Annotated in this window: 11 protein-coding genes and 3 pseudogenes; 10 read left to right on the forward strand and 4 right to left on the reverse strand. The window is 51.6% G+C overall.

The window, feature by feature from the left end; genetic code table 11:
* Both IE065_RS18160 and IE065_RS17245 read left to right on the forward strand, forming a co-directional pair.
* Positions 1-366: transposase family protein (locus IE065_RS18160; protein WP_484484291.1), on the forward strand; the 366-nt coding region annotated here is incomplete at its 5' end.
* Positions 366-641, forward strand: a complete 276-nt coding sequence (locus IE065_RS17245) for an IS30 family transposase (protein ID WP_268244971.1) — start codon at positions 366-368, stop codon at positions 639-641. The genes IE065_RS18160 and IE065_RS17245, both read left to right, overlap by 1 nt.
* Before the next feature lie 99 nt (positions 642-740).
* Here the strand turns inward: IE065_RS17245 and IE065_RS17250 are convergent.
* Both IE065_RS17250 and IE065_RS18450 read right to left on the reverse strand, forming a co-directional pair.
* A pseudogene (locus IE065_RS17250) lies at positions 741-1,082 on the reverse strand (integrase core domain-containing protein); the annotation flags it as partial.
* Positions 1,083-1,115: 33 nt separating this feature from the next.
* Positions 1,116-1,243 (reverse strand): annotated as a pseudogene (locus IE065_RS18450) (IS3 family transposase); the annotation flags it as partial.
* A 275-nt stretch (positions 1,244-1,518) separates the two neighbouring features.
* Between IE065_RS18450 and IE065_RS17260 the strand changes: the two are divergent.
* A pseudogene (locus IE065_RS17260) lies at positions 1,519-2,062 on the forward strand (IS5 family transposase); the annotation flags it as partial.
* A 120-nt stretch (positions 2,063-2,182) separates the two neighbouring features.
* On the opposite strand, the gene IE065_RS17265 reads toward IE065_RS17260, so the two are convergent.
* A complete protein-coding gene (locus IE065_RS17265; RefSeq protein ID WP_189517431.1) occupies positions 2,183-4,663 on the reverse strand; it encodes a golvesin C-terminal-like domain-containing protein in 2,481 nt (826 codons plus the stop codon).
* A 223-nt stretch (positions 4,664-4,886) separates the two neighbouring features.
* Here IE065_RS17265 and IE065_RS17270 point away from each other — a divergent pair, with 223 nt between their 5' ends.
* Positions 4,887-7,679 carry a sugar-binding protein gene (locus tag IE065_RS17270; RefSeq protein ID WP_189517432.1) on the forward strand — a complete coding sequence of 931 codons (2,793 nt, stop codon included), beginning with the start codon at positions 4,887-4,889 and terminating at the stop codon, positions 7,677-7,679.
* 400 nt (positions 7,680-8,079) lie between these two features.
* Here the strand turns inward: IE065_RS17270 and IE065_RS17275 are convergent, their stop codons facing one another.
* Positions 8,080-8,913: a PEP-CTERM sorting domain-containing protein gene (locus tag IE065_RS17275; protein ID WP_189517434.1), complete on the reverse strand. Its 834-nt coding sequence runs from the start codon at positions 8,911-8,913 to the stop codon at positions 8,080-8,082.
* Positions 8,914-9,080: 167 nt separating this feature from the next.
* Between IE065_RS17275 and IE065_RS17280 the strand changes: the two genes are divergently transcribed.
* The 6 genes from IE065_RS17280 (at position 9,081) to IE065_RS17305 (ending at position 18,937) form a co-directional block, all read left to right on the forward strand.
* Positions 9,081-9,989 carry a helix-turn-helix domain-containing protein gene (locus IE065_RS17280; protein WP_189517436.1) on the forward strand — a complete coding sequence of 303 codons (909 nt, stop codon included), beginning with the start codon at positions 9,081-9,083 and terminating at the stop codon, positions 9,987-9,989.
* Between the two features lie 90 nt (positions 9,990-10,079).
* The gene (locus IE065_RS17285; RefSeq protein ID WP_189517438.1) at positions 10,080-11,198 is read left to right on the forward strand and encodes a glycoside hydrolase family 26 protein; all 1,119 of its coding nucleotides are present in this window, start codon (positions 10,080-10,082) and stop codon (positions 11,196-11,198) included.
* A 69-nt stretch (positions 11,199-11,267) separates the two neighbouring features.
* Positions 11,268-13,439, forward strand: a complete 2,172-nt coding sequence (locus IE065_RS17290) for a glycoside hydrolase family 36 protein (protein WP_189517440.1) — start codon at positions 11,268-11,270, stop codon at positions 13,437-13,439.
* A 263-nt stretch (positions 13,440-13,702) separates the two neighbouring features.
* On the forward strand, positions 13,703-17,113 hold the full coding sequence (locus tag IE065_RS17295; RefSeq protein ID WP_200163436.1) for a hypothetical protein: 3,411 nt from the start codon (positions 13,703-13,705) through the stop codon (positions 17,111-17,113).
* Between the two features lie 5 nt (positions 17,114-17,118).
* Positions 17,119-17,871, forward strand: a complete 753-nt coding sequence (locus IE065_RS17300) for a hypothetical protein (RefSeq protein WP_189517444.1) — start codon at positions 17,119-17,121, stop codon at positions 17,869-17,871.
* 43 nt (positions 17,872-17,914) lie between these two features.
* Positions 17,915-18,937: a LacI family DNA-binding transcriptional regulator gene (locus tag IE065_RS17305; RefSeq protein WP_189517446.1), complete on the forward strand. Its 1,023-nt coding sequence runs from the start codon at positions 17,915-17,917 to the stop codon at positions 18,935-18,937.
* Positions 18,938-19,102 lie beyond the last annotated feature (165 nt).

Consider the following 19,102-nt stretch of genomic DNA (forward strand, 5'->3'; position numbering starts at 1 on the left):
AAGCACAGCCCGGAGCAGATCAGCGGTGCGCTGCGGCGGGAGGGCCAACGAGCTCCTTCACGCACGAGCATCTACACGTTCACCCGGGCTGCCCGCGACCGTGGCGGGCGGCTTTACCTGCACCTGCGCATCAACGGCAAACGCCGCTATCGCCACAAGTACAAAACCAGCCGCAGCAAGCTTCCAAACCGCGTGGGCATTGAGCAGCGCCCGCCCATCGTGGGGCGACGCGAGCGTTACGGCGACTGGGAGTGCGACCTTATCGCGGGTTGCCGGGGCGCTGGCTATCTGCTGCTGAGCAAGGATGCCACGGTTGACCGCCCAGGCTATCATCACGGCCCTGGCTGGCTACCGCGCCCGAACTGATCACCTACGACAACGGATTGGAGTTTGCCGGACACGAGCAGGTCACCGAGGCCCTCGGTGCGGCTGGCTACTTTTGCCAGCCCTACCACTCCTGGGAGAAAGGCGGCGTCGAAAACTTCAACGGACTCGTCCGCCAATACTTCCCCAAGGGAACCAACTTCCTCGATGAGGGCGAGGCTAGCCTCGCCCTCATCGAAACCGAACTGAATCAACGCCCACGCAAGATCTTGCACTTCCTTTCACCCAACAACCTACAACACAGAATCGCCGCTTGACCCACTCGACCCAACATAACGATTATTACCTAGCTGTTGGAATTCACGATCTTTGATTACGGGTTCAAATAGACATCAATTTTGACCCGCTCCCAATCTTCATGCCAACGGCAGTGCTAGGATTTTCCGTTTCGATTGGGTTGTTGTTGTTTTGGATGCAGCTTGCTGAGCGTATTCGGCCGGAGGCCGATAGCCCAGCGAGCTGTGCGGTCTATAGGTATTATAATCGAGGCGGTATTCTTCAAGCTTTTCCCTGGCCTCGGACAGGGAAAAGAAAATCTCAGTGTTCAACAGCTCATCGCGTAGCTTGCCATTGAAGGACTCGATATAGCCATTTTCGGTTGGTTTGCCTGGTCGGATAAAATCAAGCTGAACCTCATTGGCATAAGCACAGGCATCGAGCACTTTGCCAGCAAACTCAGGTCCATTGTCTACCCCAATGGAGCGCGAACGCAGGAGCCACGCTTCTTGCTCTTTTTTACGCTTCAGATCAAGCCCTTCAGCCTTATAGATGCGGAAACTCGCTTGGGATCAACTTGCCAGCCCTCTCGCTTGAGCAGAACCGTCAGATAGCGATAGCCATAGCGCACACGCACAGCGGCCAAATCAAGAATGCGCAACCGTAAGGCACCTTCGTCCGGGGGCTCGACATGCCGATACGCAAAAGTAGAGCGGTTCAACTCCAGGAGCCTGCACCCGCGACGGCCGCTGATCCGATAGACATCAGATGCCTATCGGATCAACTCTGCCTTACGTACAGGCCTCAGAGCTTTTTTGACACGATCTCCTGGAGGATATGTTTATCCAGACTCAAGTCAGCCACCAGTTTGCGTAAACTTAGGTTCTCATCCTCAAGCTTCTTGAGACGTCGTAGCAAGAGCAACTTATCCATTTCAAGATCACAGCTGGTTCGCTGGACAGCACTTCGGTCAAAGCAAATCCCGATGGTACCGGTGCACTAAAAAAACGGACCGCAAGCCATCGGACGCTCACGCGGCGGACTCACAACCAAGATTCATATGGTTGTCGGCGATGCGCGAACGGCACTGTGCTTCAGCCTCTCGCCGGGACAAAACGGTGACGGACCAGAAGGACGAAGCCGGCTCAAACGGTGGGCTTCAGGGCGTCCTCAATCTCTGAAAACCATTATCATGGACCGCGCTTACGAGGGCGACGAGACTCGCCAGCTCGTCTTCGATTTGAGCCTAGATCCAGTCGTGCCACCCAAGATTAACCGCATAAATAAATGGGAGTATAACCATGAACTATATAAACGACGCAACGAGTTGGAGCGACTTTTTCGAAGGCTCAAAGGTTTTCGAAGAATCTTCTCTAGATTCGAAAAACTCGACATCATGTTCACCGCGTTCATTCATATCGCGGTGATTTTTGATGCACTCATTTACCTGAACACGCCCTAGGAAACTATTTGACAAGCGACTGTCGCAGAGCACTCACCAGTGGTGTTGCTACCGTAAATAAAATGAGCGCGTGACCAATCACGCGCCCACTGGACAGTCAAAAACGCTCTTTGCGGTCGTTTATTGTGCTGGCATTTGCGTAATGGCTTCCAACATCACGCCGTCGGCCAATACGTAACCATTCGTGCCAGCAGTTCCGAGCTGTAGCGTCCCGGAGGTCCCAGCAATGAAGTAATGATCTCCCAACCAGACCCAATAGCCGTCGACCTGTTGATTGATTGCGTAGCCCTGCAAACCATCTGCGTCGGTCACGTCGAATGGGACATTACTTGCGCGATTGGCGTAGCCGTAGCCCCAGTTGAGGTAGACTCGATACAAACCTTCGGAGGGGATATTAGGCGTATAAGTAACGCTCTTGGCACCTTTGTTGACGTTGTTATCGTGAAGATAGTTCACCCCGTAGTAGCCAGGCATGGCCGTGCTGGACGACCACGCTCCGGTCAGGACGACGCCAGTGTTGGCGGTGCTGTCTAATACTATGATATCGGGCGCACTGGCGACAAACTCCACGGCGTCCGCCACCACGTAGGAGGACGTGCCAGCGTTCGAAATCGTGACGCTGCCTGTCGATCCGGAGGCGAAGGTATACAGACCCAGGTCCACCCATTGTCCCGGCTGCTGTTGATCGATGGTGAGCTGGGTGCTGCCATTGAGATGGGTTACCGTAACGGGGACGTTGGAAGCCCTGATTGTGCTGTCTGTCCAATTCAGATAAACACGGTAAATGCCAGCAGATGGCAGGCTGGGGCTGAATGTCACACTTTTGCTGCCTTTGCCGGAGTTGCCGTCGTGCAAGTAATCCGTTTGGCGGAATCCGGGCGAACTGGTGGAGGCAGACCAAGTTCCAACTTTGGTCACGCCACTGCTTGCTGTGTTGTCAAGGATGACCGATATGGGCTGATCAATGCTCGACACGGCAACTGTGTTGAGCACGGTGGTCGAACCGCTGGAAACTGCGATGCCGTAAATGGCTTCACTGCTAAGCTGAACATTCGCACTTCCAGCATAGCTCCAACTGGTGCCGTCAGGCGAGTGGTAGGCGAGTACCTGATCGCCACGGCGGCGAAGGGCTAGCCATTGCGGCGCGGAGACATTCGCGGTGATCTGAGAGCGTTTGGCAGCGGTGCTTGTAGAGGAGCGGGATTGAAACGAGCAATAGCCATTGGAGAGATAGACGGCAGCATAACTGGCATTGGCCGTGGCCCCATCGCGAATCATAATGCCAGACTGCGCGGTTCCCGAGCCAGTTGCGGAGTCTATACGCAGCAGGATTTCGTTGTTACCAGTTAGTGGTTTTCCCATTAAGTGGAAAGCATCAGTCGTGGCACCGTCGCTGTAGCCGCTGCCTGCGCCAGCAACTGTTGCATCGCCTGAAGCAAGCGGCGTTGAGTCACCAGCCAAGCCGGTGTTGCCAATCTCGTAAGCATCCCATGGCAGGTAGGCAAAGAGCTCACGATAAAGCACTGCAGCGTCTGGAAAACTGGTGATGAATCCATTGTAGGGCGTTACTTGATGCCCTCCATCGGGTGCCTGAACATCGAAGTAGACATGGAAGGCGACATTGTTGGCCGGGTCTTGAATGAAGTCGTGCATCTGCTGGATGTAGTAGGCGTTGTCCTGACCGCCATGGCCATCTGAGCGGTCGCAAAGCCCCCACTCGGGTATGCTCAGTGGTTTGTTGTGAGCTGCGGCAAAATTGCGCCACCATGCCAGACCATAGTCGTAAGTGCTGGAGTAAGACGTCCAGGCGTTTTGCTGCCGCGCAAGTATTTGCTCGGGTGTTGCACCGTCGGGGTATGGATAGGTGTTGGATGCCCAGCTTTGGTCATATAGGTCAACGCCAACATAGTCGACATAGTCGTCCCCCGGCCAGGCGTCCTCAAGTGGATATGACATCCACACGTTGATACCATTCCAGCAAAACTTTAAATCCGCAGCACCGGGAACGGACCGCATTGCTGTTACGATTTCCTGCCAATAAGCAACAAAGTTGGCCGCCTTTGAAGCGGAGTCTGCACGCCAGGTATACCAACCTCCGTTGAATTCCCAGCCGAGGCGAATGATGGTGTTGTCCACCATGTTGCGCGCCACCAGGTTTTGCGCTAGTGTGGTGAAATAGGAGTTGTAGGCGCCCGTAGCTCCCGTTGCCAGCGATACAGGTGAACCCGCTCCTGGTCCTGATGTCGGGCCACTGCCATCCCATGGTCCAGGCAGCATAGCGACGGACAGAACGCACACACGCTGATCATGTTGCTCGAGCCACCAGGCTACTGGATCGAGCAGCCAGCCTGGGCCGCTGATATCGGTCCAAGTGTTAGTCGCTGTAAAGGTCTCAGTCCAGAGGTTGGAGCGTGCAAGCCATGAGGCGGCGAACTCGTGGCGATTGATGTTGGTTCCCTGGGTGAAACCCCATTCGTAAACGCCCATGTAGGGCACCTCCGTATTGTCAGATGGGGGGACCGGATCGGCGTGTATGTTCAAGCACAGGCCTGCAGTTAGCGTAAGCGCCGCCATGAGCGGCCATCGTAGGGTGTTAGGCATTGGAGTATGGGGTTATATCGCGCGTGGGCGACCGGGTTTAGAGAATACGAATTGTTAACGTTGTCAGCATAGCCTGTCTTGCTAAATGCTGCCGATGCACTTGTTGTTTGACGGTCAATGGTAGAGGAGACTGTCTGGGGGGATTTGACTGTCAAATTCCTCTCGCGTTGTTTGTCGACAAGGTTGGAATAAGTTTGGCAGTTCCTTCGAGGCTTAATCTTTTATGAAGTCTACCTCTTTATTACTTTTAACCGTGCTGCTGTTTTGGGCACCTTGTGGCGGCTTGGCGGATATGTTGACGCTCGATGCCCAAGGGGTAACCATCAATGCGGGTGCCATTGGCGAATACAGCATCCCTGCGCCAATCTATATTTCGGATGATGGGCAGGAGCATAAGCCAACGTCGACGCTACGAGATGGCGAGTTGAGCGTCATCTATGACGATGGATTTGCCATCAGTATTCGAATGTCTGGAAATAGTGAAATTAAGTATGAAATGATCCGCATGCCCGAACGTGCGGCATCGCTGAAGTTTATCACTTACATTCCGATCAATTTGAACAACGCAGGCAAATATTCACTGGGAGCCATGCAAGGAGAATTTCCGGGGAAGCACGCTGGTCAGTTTCTGGCGCACGGTGAGGCTGACCGCTTAGAGATCATTCACGCACTGGGTGATGGCATCCGCATTACAACTCCAAGCGCCTATCAGCAGCTTCAGGATAACCGCACTTGGAATTGGAACATTTTTGCGTGGATCTATCGCTACGACTTCAAGCGCTATCCTGGGCAGGATTCATTCGTGTTTCGGGTCGAAGTGATAAAGCCAGCTCAGGGGAGTTTGCATCGGGATTTTCTGGTCGATCGTTACGGGCAGTCGACCTTGAAAGAATGGCCTGGGAAAATCACTGATGATTCGCAGCTTCAGGCCGATGTTGCTGCTCAAGCAGAGGCGCTGGGTTCCTATGAAGGGCCAGAACTGGACGCCTTTGGCGGCTTGGCTGGCAGTCGGGAGCTTTACGGCTTGAATGCCAGCGGCTTTTTTTACGTGACCACAGTTGAAAATGATCGCCATGTTCTGGTGACGCCTGAAGGCAATCTATTCTTTCAGCTAGGCGTCTGTGGGGTGGTGAATACGGACGATTTCACCGCGGTGAAAGGACGGGAGAAAATCTATGAGTGGCTACCAAGCTCAGATAATGAAAAATGGAAAAGCGCTTGGAGGGGGAATAGTCCGTCATGGGGAGTCTTTTCTTTTCAGATCGTAAACTGGATACGTAAATACGGTAAGCCTTATTCTTTCGATGAATGGTCTGTGCAGGCCATTAAGCGTCTGCGAGCCTGGGGCTTTAATAGTCTGGGCGCATTTGGTCCCTACACCGTGGCAATGCGCGAAGAAGGATTTCCAACCGTGGCCTTTTTGCCTGATGGAAAAAAGCAAGGCGCGATAATGCTGCCCGAGAAAATCGGCGCTGCCGAGATAGCAGATCCTTTTGCGCCTGGTTTTGAAGCGGCCATCGATGAAGCCTATCAAAAGCACATCGCACCTCGGGCGAATGACCCGCTGGTCATTGGCTATTTTCTCGGAAACGAGCAACACCTCGAAAATATTCCGAAGCACGTCGTGCGTTATCAAGCTTCGCAATCTCCGGCCAAGGCGCGATTGATGCAGCTGTTGCAAGAGGAGTATGTCGACATCGAATCTTTTAATGCGGCATGGTTGCCGGCGAAGTCGTTCGAGTCGTTTGCTGAGGCCGCTGAGTTTCCGCTTATTATTCGCAGTGATGCGGCGGCTGCGGATATGCGCGCCTTTCTTCAGTTGTATCTCGATGCCTACTATGGATCCATCCGGAAAATCTTTAAGAAGCACGACCCCAATCACCTGCTGATTGGTAGTCGTTGGACACCGCACACGGCAAACAACCGGGATGTTGTTTCAATCGCTGGAAAATATTTGGATGTCATTAGCGTAAACTACTACACGTATCAAATTGAAGAGGGATTTTTCGAAAAAATCTATGAATGGGGGCAGCGTCCCTTGTTGTTGAGCGAATGGTATTTCAGCGCCACAGATCATGGACTCGGGGCAGCGAAAGAAGTTAACGATCAAGCGGAGCGCGGAATGGCCTATCGCAACTATGTTGAGCAGGCCGCAGCTACCGGTGTCGTTGTAGGTTCGCAATGGTTTATCTACACTGATCAGGCAATTACGGGTAGATTCTTCGAAGGTTTTAATGGAGAGGGAAACAATACCGGGCTTGTTGATGTGACTGACCGCCCTTACGAACCTTTGGTTACGGCCGCAGCTTTGACCCATGCCCGCATTTACGAAGTTCTCCTCGGTCATGAGGAGGCCTACGCTTTTGATGATCCTCGCTTCAGTGGAAAAGGGCGAGAGGCCACAAAATATGTTGCCATTCCGCGGAGTTTGGAAGAGCTGACTTTTGAACTGACAACGACCGGTTGGCCTGGTCGGCCAGCGGAGCCAATTGGATCATCTAGCATTGTGTTGGGAACTATGGAGCCGGGGCTCAGTGGCGCGTTTCGGCTCTGCTGGGATGAAGGATTTCTCCACTTGATCATTCAGGTTTCCGATCCAACTCCCGCGCTTAATCACAAGCCAGCGGCATACGCTTGGGCTGCGGATTGCATCGAACTCTTTATCGGATCAAGGAATCCTGACCAAGAGGGGAGTCCACTTTACAGTGATCGACACATTCTTATCTCAGCTTCTGAAAACCCAGAAATCTACATTGTCGATCATCCTGAGTCTTCGGAGGGATGTCGGGCTATTTTGGCCAAGGATGTCTCCGGTGATGGCTACATGCTGCGGGTTGAACTTCCGTGGTCCGCGCTGGGCATTACTCCGAATGCCGGTATGGAGATGCTCTTCGATCTGGCTATCGACAACAGTGGCGATGGGGAAACCCGTACGCACCAATTGGTTTGGAATGGCACCGATAAGAACTCAGGTGATCGTGGCGTTTGGGGGCGCGCTCGCCTATCAAATAATTGAATATATATAGCTGAATGATAGAAGTAATTTATGATTGTTTAATCTGCTATTTGAGTGGACATTTAGGCGTACTAATCGACGGAATTTTGCACTGAATCGACATCTGCTTATCGCACGAGAAACGTTTGGTCTGAAAAGAGTCCTCAAAGGGACGATGCTGTAGCTGTCTCGTCTGATTGATAGATGTTTGTGGGTAACAAGCAGGTTCAATGTTTCGTCGCAACGTCCTCGGACGAATTTGGATTTACCTGAATTTCCTCAGCTGGAATATACTTGGTCGTTCGTCTGATTCTCCGCTTTCGCAGTTGCGGATTTACATGATATGCTCACAGCAGTAGCGAAAATAAAAGCCGCCAGCTGTAATAGACTGGCGGCTTTGGAGTGAATGGAATCGGGCGATTTAGCTTTTGATAAATCGACGGCGCACGAGGAATGCAAGGGTCGCGAGGCCGAATAGAGCTGCAAAGCTTGAAGGTTCCGGGATCGACACGACTTGCACTGAATTCAGAAAGCCCCGGCGATCAACGCCTCCGCCAAGTACGGCCAGGTTCAGAAAACCGCCTTCGGCTAGTGTGATCGTGTACTTCAGGTAGTTCGAATCTTCAATCCAGGCGGACGTTGATGAAACCGTGTTGTAGTTGAGTGTCTCTGCTGTTGTGCTGCCGCTGCTGCCTGAGCTGGAGAGGTAACTGAAGTTGCCCGCCGATGAAGATGAGCCGACGGATACCGTCTGGGAGTAGATGCCATCGTTTTCAGTGCGGCTCGTGTTGCGTGCAGCTACATAGACTTCATAGATTCCGGCATCGAGACCACCAATCTGAAAACCAACGGCGGCTGATTGAGTATTGCCGCCCGGGCTATTGAAGATTCCATCCGTGCCAACCGAACTGCCTGCATAGATGCCGGTGTTGTAGATGCCTCCTAGGTTGGACGATGAGGTGGGCTGACTCGAAAGTGACAGGGTTGTGTTGGGCGTTGAGCCCGAGCCAGCTGCTGAGCCGATATCCAAGCTGACTCCCGTCGCTATAGATCCATTGATGTCCAGAATCGATCCTGCTGCAACGTCAGTAACGCCGACGGTATTCCATGTCGGCGTTCCGGATGTTGTATACGGGCTGTTGGCGGGTGTGCTTGTTGCGGTTGGACCAAAGTCCAAGTAGATTGTGACTCCAAAGCACGAAGTCGAAGAAGTAGCGGCAATTGCCAGGATGGGGATAAGTTTTGAGGTATTCATGTGTGTTCTTTTGGTTGTTTGTCTTTTTCGTTCAAACCTGTCTTGTGTGTTATGGTAATTGTTTTTCGAATCTGCTTATTGCTAAGGTCATAATAATCTTAATTTTAAATCCTATAGACAAGTTTATGGGCTTGCGGAATTACACCCAAAAGTTACATTAAGTCACCATGGCTCGAGCAATCAGCAGAGGTCCATTTATGGACTTTAACGGCATACACTCTCGGCTGATTTGGGCCAATGAACGTGAGGTTGAGGCAAAGTATCTTGATGTTGGCGAAACGCGCGGCGGCACCGATTCGGTTGTTTGGTTTATTAAGCGAGGTTCGGTGGAAATCTCCTATCGTAATGGTGTCACACGAGCCACAGCCGGGCAGTGGATTTTTTTACGCGCAGAAAACGGTCACCAGCATTTTGAAGATGGTTCCGCCGTTATCTCCATACGCTTTCACTTGAGGCTTCGAGGCGGTAAGTTGCTTTATGCGCCAGCGAGAGATATTGTGCTCGATGTATCCGAACATCCAGGTCTCACGAGTAGCGCGAAGGCCTTGGTTGAGGCGAACATACGCGTCAACTCTACCGGCACACTTTGGACTTCACGCATGAAAATTCCGCTGGTGGAGAATTTTCGTATCGAATCCGCGTTTATGAACTGGCTCGCTGAGTATGTTGCGGCGCTTGAGTGGGCAGGAGAGCGCCCGGTGGACTCTGGCGAACGTGATGAACGAGTGGTAAGCGCCCTAGCTTATATTGAGGAGCATCGAATGCGCGACAAGTTCACTGAAGCGGATCTCGCGCGGCATTGTGGTCTTAGCATCAACCAACTGGCAAGGGTGTTTCAACGAGAGACTGGCTTGTCTCCATTTCAATACTACGAAAGTTTAAGGTTAGAGTTTGCGAAGCACGCTATTTCAGAAACCGAGCTGCCTATGAAAGAAATCGCTTTTGAGTTGGGGTTTAGTTCAGCAGCGCATTTCTCGAATTGGTTTACCCGAAAAGTCAGGCATTCCCCGCGCGCTTATCGATTGATTGGCTCACAATCGAACCTCGCATGGCCTCAAGGCGAAGTTACTGTTTGACTGTCAATCAAAGCCGTAGTTGCGGGATGTGTTCCATTCGGGATCATAGGGCTTATTTAATTTCAACAACCCTGATTTATAAGGATATACATGACTAAGTTAAAGTGCTTTAAGGCCATCGCCCTTTTTTTCGCGACGTTGCAATTACTCTCTACGCATGCGGCAGATGAGCCGAAGGTAAACGACAATTCTGAACCATATATTGTTACTTATCGCTGGGGGGTGTCCGGCGCTGTAAAGGGGCTCTACGATGCCTATGGTGATTGGATTGGCTGTCAGTCTGTCTGGGCGGAAGATTTTATGCCGAACGAGGGGTGGAATAAAATTGAAGGCGAAGAGTGGCAGTTGGCCACTTGGCGTGACTGGAATAAAAAATATCCCGGGCGTCGCTTAATTCTTAGCGTTCCAATACTGCCAGGTGGTTGGGATCGCAATGGCCCTTCCATCGGGCCGGGGGTAGATACGCCAGTTTCGCTCGAAGAGGGTGGAGCCGGCGCTTACAACGAGTATTTCGTAAAATTGGCGGAAAATCTCGTAGCCTATGGCTTAGGTGACACCATTGTGCGGCCTGGTTGGGAATTTAACGGCGGTTGGTACGCGTGGCGTGCTGATAACAAGGAGTTAGCGCCACACTTCGCTGCCTATTTCCGTGAGATTGTAAAGTCGATGCGTTCAGTTCCAGGCGCGGGGGGACTTAAGTTCCTCTGGAATCCGGCAATGGAACCTTGGTGGCCCTATGATCCCGCATTAGCATGGCCTGGAGATGACTTTGTTGATTACGTTGGAGTCGATGTTTATGATCAATCCTGGGCAAAAGACACTTATCCATTCCCGGAAGGTGCGAGCCCCGACGAAATTGAGCGACGCCAGCGTAAAGTCTGGGACGAAGTTAAAAACAATGTGCATGCATATGGGCTTCCTTATTGGGTGAAATTCGCGAAGGAGCGAAACAAGCCTCTCACTATTCCGGAGTGGGGAGTCTGTGCTCGAAAGGACGGACATGGAGGCGATGACAATCCATTCTTCATTCGTAAGATGCATGAGTTTATTTCGAACCCCGACAACAACGTAGCATTTCAATGTTATTTTGATGTCGACGCTCATGATGGTGCGCATCAACTCTGCCCGGACCCAACAGGTAAAACCGAAACGAAGTTTCCCAAATCCAGCGCAGCGTTTCTCGAGTTGTTCTCTAAGGCGAGCGAGTAGCGCAGCATCAGATTTATGCGGGTGATTGTGGAAGATACCTCCAATTGCCCTTTGCCCGTTATTGTTGCTATGCAAAATATAGTGTCGTCCAATCAGTGTGAGTCGCATCTGCCGTTGCCGGAAAATATCAGCGTCGTTTCGATTATTGCCCTTGGTGATGTTGAAGCCGTTTATCTGCGCGACGAGAATACCCAGGCAACGGGATTGATGCTGATTCCGACTCAATGGCTTCCCGATGTCGTGAAGCGCCGCTCGCATAATAATTCGACGCTGGCATGGACCGTGGATTCTCTCATCCAGTTGAAGATAGTTGGAGACGCTTACCCGAAAATGTTTTCTCAGGGGCGCACGATGCGCAACAGCGTCTCCACTGAGCGGCTTCGGTTTGATGGGCAACGTGTTGTTGAAGACGAAACGTCAAAGTCCATTTTGACCGTCTTGCGCGATGACGGGCGATACCACTGCGTGCATCAGTTGACGTGGATGAAGGGGGAGGGATTTGTTGAAGTCACCTCCACTTTTCACAATGACAGCAATGAGCCGCTGACGCTCGAGATGTTCAGCAGCTTTTCGCTCGGAGGTATCACGCCTTTTGCCTGTGGCGATGCTGCCGGACGTCTGGTCTTACACCGGTTGCGAAGCGCCTGGTGCGCAGAGGGGCGATTGGAATCACGCGCAATTGAGGAAATGCAGCTAGAGTGTTTTCATTATCCTGATACCCCAACGGCGGAGCGCTTTGGGCAAGTCGGTTCGATGCCGGTTCGGGGATGGCATCCCTTTATCGCGATTGAAGACTTGGAGGTCGGCGTTACGTGGGCTGCCCAGCTTGCTTGTCCGGGTTCGTGGCAGTTGGAAGCGCACCGTCGTGATGACTGCATTAGCATTTCGGGAGGGCTGGCTGATCGAGAGTTCGGGCATTGGCTTAAGCGGATCAATCCTAGGGCGCGCTTTACTTCTCCGACGGCCATGTTAACCGTGGGCGCTAGTTTGGACGATGCCTGCGAGCGTTTTTTGCAACGACAGCAGCGGCAAGAGATACTGCCAATCGAGCAGAGCTTGCCGATCATTTACAATGACTGGTGCACGCATTGGGGGAAGACATCCCATGCGAATGTGGTGGAGATGGCTGAAATCCTTATGGGCGAGGGCATCGATATCTTTGTAATTGATGCTGGTTGGAGCTTGGGCATGGGCAGTTGGCAAGAGAATCGCGCCAAATTTCCGGATGGTTTAGCTGTCACTGCAAAAAAAATTCGCGAGTGCGGCATGGTTCCCGGCATTTGGTTTGAAATGGAATGCTGCGAGGTTACTGACGGCCACACTCATGAGAACCGGGAGCATCTGCTCCATCGTGATAGCTTCCCGATTCAATCCGGGCAGCGTTGTTTTTGGGACTTTCGTGATCCATGGGTCTGGAATCATTTAAGTGAGCAGATGATCGATTTGTTGGAAGAATGCCAATTCGGCTACTTGAAAATCGATTACAATGACAGCCTGGGAATTGGCTGCGATGGCACTGATTCGCTGGGGGAAGGCTTACGCGAACATCTGGAGTGCGTGCAGAAATTCATCGTTCGCATTCGCGAGCGTTTGCCGAATCTCGTGATTGAGCTGTGCTCTTCCGGCGGGCATCGGCTTGAGCCATCGATGTTGCAGTTGGCGAATGTTGCATCTTTTTCGGATGCGCATGAAACTTCAGATATCCCAATCATTGCAGCGAATTTGCACCGTGTGCTCCTGCCACGAACTTCGCAAATATGGTCTGTATTGCGATCAGGTGATAACGCCCAGCGAATCGTCTATTCCTTGGCGGCCACTTTTCTGGGGCGCATGGGACTATCTGGCGAAATTGATCAACTCGATGAATGGAAGCGGGATATTTTACGCTTCGCAATAGCCTTCTATCACGAAGCGTCGGCGGTTATCGCGTATGGGACATCCAAGCGATACGGGGGCCCAGTGCTTAGCTACCGAAATCCGGTGGGATGGCAGGCAGTCGTCAGGCAAGGTGCCGGCGCAGCGCTCGTTGTGGGGCATGCCTTTGCAGGCGATCCACCCGAGATTGTGGAGCTTGAATTGCCAGCGGGATCATGGCGCATCAAAAAGGTGTTCCCGCAACAAATGTCTTCCCCCGAGTTGAAGGGCGCGGCTCTCTCGGCGAAGTTTGATGGCGAGTGGAGCGCTTTTGCGATTTTGCTTGTCCAAGAGGAGGTAGAGTCAGATGTGACGTTGGCGGGCTAAGCCGCTCGGACGACCTCAAACAAACCGCTCATTCAAGGCGTGGAATGTTTGAAGTGTGAACTGGTATGTAGGATTTGAGCAAGGTGCCAAGTCTGTAATCCGTCGATCCATTGGCAGCCAAAACACCGAAATGCCGTCAATTTGACTGTCAAATTAGTGATTTGTTGATAGATTTCTAACCTTCTTACAGATTCAGCTTTACCTCAATACCTCACCTCAAACGCACATCAGCATTACTCCAATAGTCGTTCTCCATGTTCTTTATGACCCCACATAAAAACAGAAAGGGTTTTGCGCTCATCATCGCGATCGCACTTATGAGCTTCATTGTGCTCCTGATGTTGAGTGTGTCCATGCTGGTGCGCATCGAAACACAATTAGCAACTCAATCCCAGTCGGTACAGGCTGCCCGCCAAATTTCGCTTTTAGGGTTATACACCGCTCTTGGGGAGATTCAATCAATGCTTGGGCCGGATCAGCGCATTAGCACGACTGCGGATTTGGTGGAAACGTTGCCGACTGAGCGGAGCCACTGGACCGGTGTTTGGCGAACGGATACCGACGCTATCGACTATTCTAATGCGCCGAAGTGGCTTATTTCGACGCCAAGTGGAAATACGTCTGGGGCAGTGAGTGACATTATCATCCCAGAAGATGCTAAGATTGAGATGACCCCGCCGTATGCTGCTGAGGACAGCGGTGAGTTATTGCCAGCTGTGGTTGTTGGGAAAATTTCCACCGGGCAGGGTGCTTATGCCTATTGGGTCAGCGATGAGGGCGTAAAGGCGCGAGTCAGTCTCTCTCAGAACTCAGATGTCGCCGATGCCGAAAGATCTTCATTTGATTCAGTGGTGCCGGAGCACTTTGGAATCAACGTGATTGATGTGTTGGAACAGATAGATATCGCCAGCAATGCCAAGCTTGAGCGAATTACAAACCTCTCGGAGTTACCCCTCATTGCAGATGATGGAAGTCTGCTCGATGAAAGTAAGATTCATGCGTTGAGCCCATCGCTAACCGGTTTCAGTCAGAGCGTACTGGCGGATGTTAAAAACGGCGGCTTGAAAAAAGACCTCACGGCTGGTTTGCAGTCGAGCTCAATCGAACCCTCCGGGCAGATGTTTGGGCCACAGATGAGTGACACGCCAACGGCTCGAGACCCAGGTGGTCCGGATTGGAACCAACTGCGCAGCTATTACAATCTTCGTCCCAATGACGACGGTCGTATCGAAGTCAGGGAACAGCTCGATGACCAGATGGGGGTTTATCCGGTTTTGGCGGGCATGCAGTTATACACCTTTGTTACCTATCAGTGGGTGAACCGTGGGACTTCCGATGAGCGAGCGGATATTATGTGTCATTTCCTTCCTGCGGTTGTCCTTTGGAACCCGTATTCCTATCCACTGGAAAGCGAGAACTATACCGTACATTTCGGCAGATTGAAGTGGCAGGAAGGGCAGCAAGTGGGCGTGCCGGATGAGGACGATATCTGGCACCCATATAATCTGTACTTTGAAAAAGCCTATAGTAACAACTACCGGGTGTATCGCCTTCGCTCAGTTGATGAGAATGGCAACGAAGTTTATGACCCGGATGATGCTACTGCCTGGTTCCCAGGGTGGGATTCACTTTCGTTTGAAATTAACAATGTGAGCTTCGAGCCTGGAGAAGCTAAGATTTTTTCTCCACCTGCCTGGCACTCTCCTTATCAGAGAAATGCTCAACCTTCGCCTATTGGGGAGAACGACTCCATGTTGAATGACCCAAATGTGCTCGAAGAAGGAATGCGGCTCGGGGCGAGCTTCTATCGACGCAGTGTTTGGCAGGCTCTGCACAAAGACGAGGAGGGCAATTTATTGACGCGGGTGAAGCCAGCGATGCCGCAATACAAGGACTACGCATGGCGCTTGGCCCGCAAGTCAACTGGCACGCCATACGAAGGCGAACCGTTGCAGGTTGTCATGACTTTGAATCCAGCGACAATTTCTGGAGTATCGCCGCCCCCGTTGAACATCGATGAGTTCAATCCCGATATACCACTTACACGAATTGATGAGTTCTATGGTTATAAGACCGTTATGAACTTCACCGATAATCAGTTGCCGAGTAGTCCATACAATATACCTGCTTGGTTGGGGTCGTATAATCCACGGGCAACATATTCCGGATCATCTCAGTTCGAGTGGCCCAGTGGTTCTCTCTTGGAAGATGCTTACATGCACGCGAATCCGTCCGTTAATCCGAGTTATCTATCCTACATGGACACCTTGGAAACCGAGGTTGACTACGAGGTAGTGCAAACGCCGCAGGGCAGTGCTTTCGTCGGCTTTTCGGAAAGTAACGGGCCGACGAAAACTATTCTGTTTGATTTGCCAGAAAGCGAGCAACACATGGCTTCCATTGCTCAGTTGGCGCATGCGAATCTTTCGAACTTCTTCCGCGTCGAAGATGACCCGCAGAGCGTCTTTACTCGTAGCGTATTTCGTAACGCACGATTCCAAAATCTAACACCGGCCTATTGCATTGGAAACTCACTGGCCAATCCGCGCATTCCAAGGGATCATCTCTTTCAAAGTTTTGCCGATTTCGGGCCGTCACATGCAAATCTACGAGATTTTAATTTTCGTGGCACCTTGTATGACTACCCGTATTTGCTCAATGATGTATTGTGGGATCACTACTTCTTTTCAACGGTACCCCGACTCGGGTTCGATCTCACCAGCAAGTTGCCGAATTCAAGACTGGTGCTTAATGAGCCGAGTAATCCCACGCTACAGGAGCTTCTCGATTACGACAAGGCTTCGAGCCATTTAATGTTGAATGGAGGCTTTAATGTAAACTCAACGTCGGTTGACGCGTGGGCCGCATTGCTGGCCTCTTTTTTAGGGGTTCCGATGCAGGAGCAAAGCGATGATTTCCAAGCTTTAGCAGATGATCAGGCGGCGTATCCACGCGGGCAGCGAGTGTGGGGGGACGGCTTTGATCGCGCTGCGGATGATTCCCGAAGCGATGTGGTCTACAGCGGTTACCGCACTTTAAACAGTGAGGAGATTCAAGCCTTGGCCGAAGCAATCGTTAAGCAGATTAAAATGCGCGGGCCATTTCGTTCCATGTCGGAGTTTGTGAATCGATCGCTTTCCACTAACAAACCTGAGCAATGGGTAGAGTCACCAGATGACAGCGCTTTTGGTTGGAACCAGAAGGGCGCACTTCAGGCGGCGATCGACGAAGTGTCGATGGATGCTGCGAAGTCAGGGAAGAACCTTCTGAATGCATCGTTCTATGACACATACTACATGACGCAGAAAGCCAATTACGTAGCAGGCGAACTGCCCTTTCCAGAGGCCGAAGTAATGCCTCGCGCCGCCGGGACGCCTGGCTTTTTCACGCAGTATGATTTACTTTATCGCCTAGGCTCAGTGTTAGTGGCGCGATCGGATACATTTATCATCCGCGCCTATGGGGAGTCGCAGGATCCTCTCACCGGAAAGACTGAGGCCTCTGCATGGTGTGAGGCTGTTGTTCAGCGCTATCCGGAATATCTGGACGACGAGGCGGATCCGTCAGCCGAAGCGGATCCAGTTTTGTCCGTTAATCAACAGTTTGGCAGGGGCTTTCGCATCGTTGAATTTCGCTGGTTGAATCCATCTGGCAGCACCCCACCTACACTATAAAAAGAATGAACGCTGTTATCCGAATTATTGTCATGCTTGCCTTGCTGCTGGCGGTTAAATTGCCGGCCCAGGAAGAGGACTTCGTTACGATCGACTTCTCGGTTTACCTCTGGCCCTCTGGCGATATGGGTGCCTATAAAACGCCCATTTCTAAAGCGAGCAAACCGAGTGCTGATGATCAGAGCATACTGCCATTGTATCGTTCACCAAATATGCTTTATGCCGATTCTAAGGGAGAAACTCGCATGCGGGTAAGCCATGGCCGGCAAACTCCATTTCACAATTATCATGGTCTCCCAAGGATTGATTTCTTTAAGGAGCAGCCAACCGAAGAGGGGGTTGTGCATGTTGCCCAAGGGCATGCGGACATACCTTTGGATTGGCGACGTGTAGTGCTGTTGGCGGTTGCTTCGAATCAAAGTAATTCAGAGCCGTTTAAGTTCTATCCGATCAACTTTACGGATGGCGATGTTCCTGCCGGGCACGGTAAGATATTCAACATATCTGATCAGGTTATCTACGCAAGAGTAGGGGAAGAGAATCTGGTGCTGAATCCGAGGGAATCGGTGACTATTCCTTTGTCGGGGATTACCAACTATATGCTGAGCTTTCAGTTTGCGATTGATGATCGTGGCCGTCAGCGCATCATATACACCGCACAGCGGCCGATTCTTCCCGACCAGACTCCTCTTTTTATCGTATTCACTCCCGATCCACAACGAGCGGAGCTTCGGATGGTAACCCTGCAAGGGACTTAAGCCAGCTGGCTAGAGAAAAAGGTAATGAGACAGGGATTACAAGATGGCCATAGAACCGAATAAATCACCTTCAATCAGAGAGCTGGCAAGAATCGCTGGGGTATCGCGAACCACTGTTTCTCTGGCCCTGAGAAATAGTCCTTCGTTGAAAGTAGAAACCCGTAGACGCATTCAACAGTTAGCGAAGGAGGAGGGATATTATCCTGATAAGGTTACTCGTGAGTTGATGAACCATCTCCGGTCGGGACGGCGCAACATGGTGCGCGATAAAATCGCCTACCTCACTTGTTACGAGAGCAAAACGCACTGGCGCTCGGTGTATAATGACCTTGCTTACTTCGAGGGGGCTAAGTCCCGCGGCAGTGAATTGGGCTACGATGTTGAGCCGATATGGTCAATGGAGCCTAATATGCGGGCGGAGCGTATGTCTAAAATTCTCCGCGCGCGCGCGATACGCGGCGTCATCTTAGAGCCGGCGGCGGTGTCGCACAGTAGGATGAAATTAATACCATCTGAGTTCGCGATTGTGGCCATTGGCGACTCATTCGAGGTCGCAAATATTAACCGGGTTTCGCACAACCACTATTCAGGCATGCGCTTGGCTTTGGAGAATCTGCTTCATGGTGACTATCAGTCCATCGCCTATGTAAATACACGGGAGCAGGATGATCGCGTTTTCAATGAATGGAATTCTGCTTTTCGTTACATGATGTCTTCGAAGGGCAAAGCACGGCTAATTGAACCGTTCGTGCCCGATGAATGGAACGACGAGCATTTCGTTGCATGGTACCGTGACAAGCAGCCGGACGCGATCTTGTGCAATGTCTCTGCTCCCCATCGAGCACTCCGGAGCGCAGGTATCGATTTCGCTGCAAACACGACCTTTTATTCGCTGGATGCAAATGCCACAGCCAAGGATTTGCCGAACGTTAACGGTGTTGATCAATGTGCTGAAGAGGTCGGTGTCGCAGCCATTGAGTTGCTCATTTGGATGCTTAATGCGCACAACTATGGCCCGCAGGCTAAGCCGCGCTATCTGCGTGTCGAAGGTAGTTGGAATGCTTAGATATGATACCCTTAGTCTGTGCTGCTAGTGCTATATTTGATGGAAATTGCCATCTGTTAGAGGGCGTCTAAAAAGTCGGGGCCCGCAAAAAATGCAGTACATTGATTTACAAGTCTGAGATAGACTTGGGATGCGTGAAAGATATCCGAGTGATTTAACTGATAC

Source organism: Cerasicoccus arenae, from assembly GCF_014651635.1.
In the GTDB taxonomy this organism is placed as follows: domain Bacteria; phylum Verrucomicrobiota; class Verrucomicrobiia; order Opitutales; family Cerasicoccaceae; genus Cerasicoccus; species Cerasicoccus arenae.

Excerpts from the sequence above, each read along its gene's own strand:
- IE065_RS17265 (WP_189517431.1), bottom strand. The coding sequence starts at position 4,663 with ATGCCTAACACCCTACGATGGCCGCTCATGGCGGCGCTTACGCTAACT.
- IE065_RS17270 (WP_189517432.1), top strand. The coding sequence starts at position 4,887 with ATGAAGTCTACCTCTTTATTACTTTTAACCGTGCTGCTGTTTTGGGCA.
- IE065_RS17275 (WP_189517434.1), bottom strand. The coding sequence starts at position 8,913 with ATGAATACCTCAAAACTTATCCCCATCCTGGCAATTGCCGCTACTTCT.
- IE065_RS17280 (WP_189517436.1), top strand. The coding sequence starts at position 9,081 with ATGGCTCGAGCAATCAGCAGAGGTCCATTTATGGACTTTAACGGCATA.
- IE065_RS17285 (WP_189517438.1), top strand. The coding sequence starts at position 10,080 with ATGACTAAGTTAAAGTGCTTTAAGGCCATCGCCCTTTTTTTCGCGACG.
- IE065_RS17290 (WP_189517440.1), top strand. The coding sequence starts at position 11,268 with ATGCAAAATATAGTGTCGTCCAATCAGTGTGAGTCGCATCTGCCGTTG.
- IE065_RS17295 (WP_200163436.1), top strand. The coding sequence starts at position 13,703 with ATGACCCCACATAAAAACAGAAAGGGTTTTGCGCTCATCATCGCGATC.
- IE065_RS17300 (WP_189517444.1), top strand. The coding sequence starts at position 17,119 with ATGAACGCTGTTATCCGAATTATTGTCATGCTTGCCTTGCTGCTGGCG.
- IE065_RS17305 (WP_189517446.1), top strand. The coding sequence starts at position 17,915 with ATGGCCATAGAACCGAATAAATCACCTTCAATCAGAGAGCTGGCAAGA.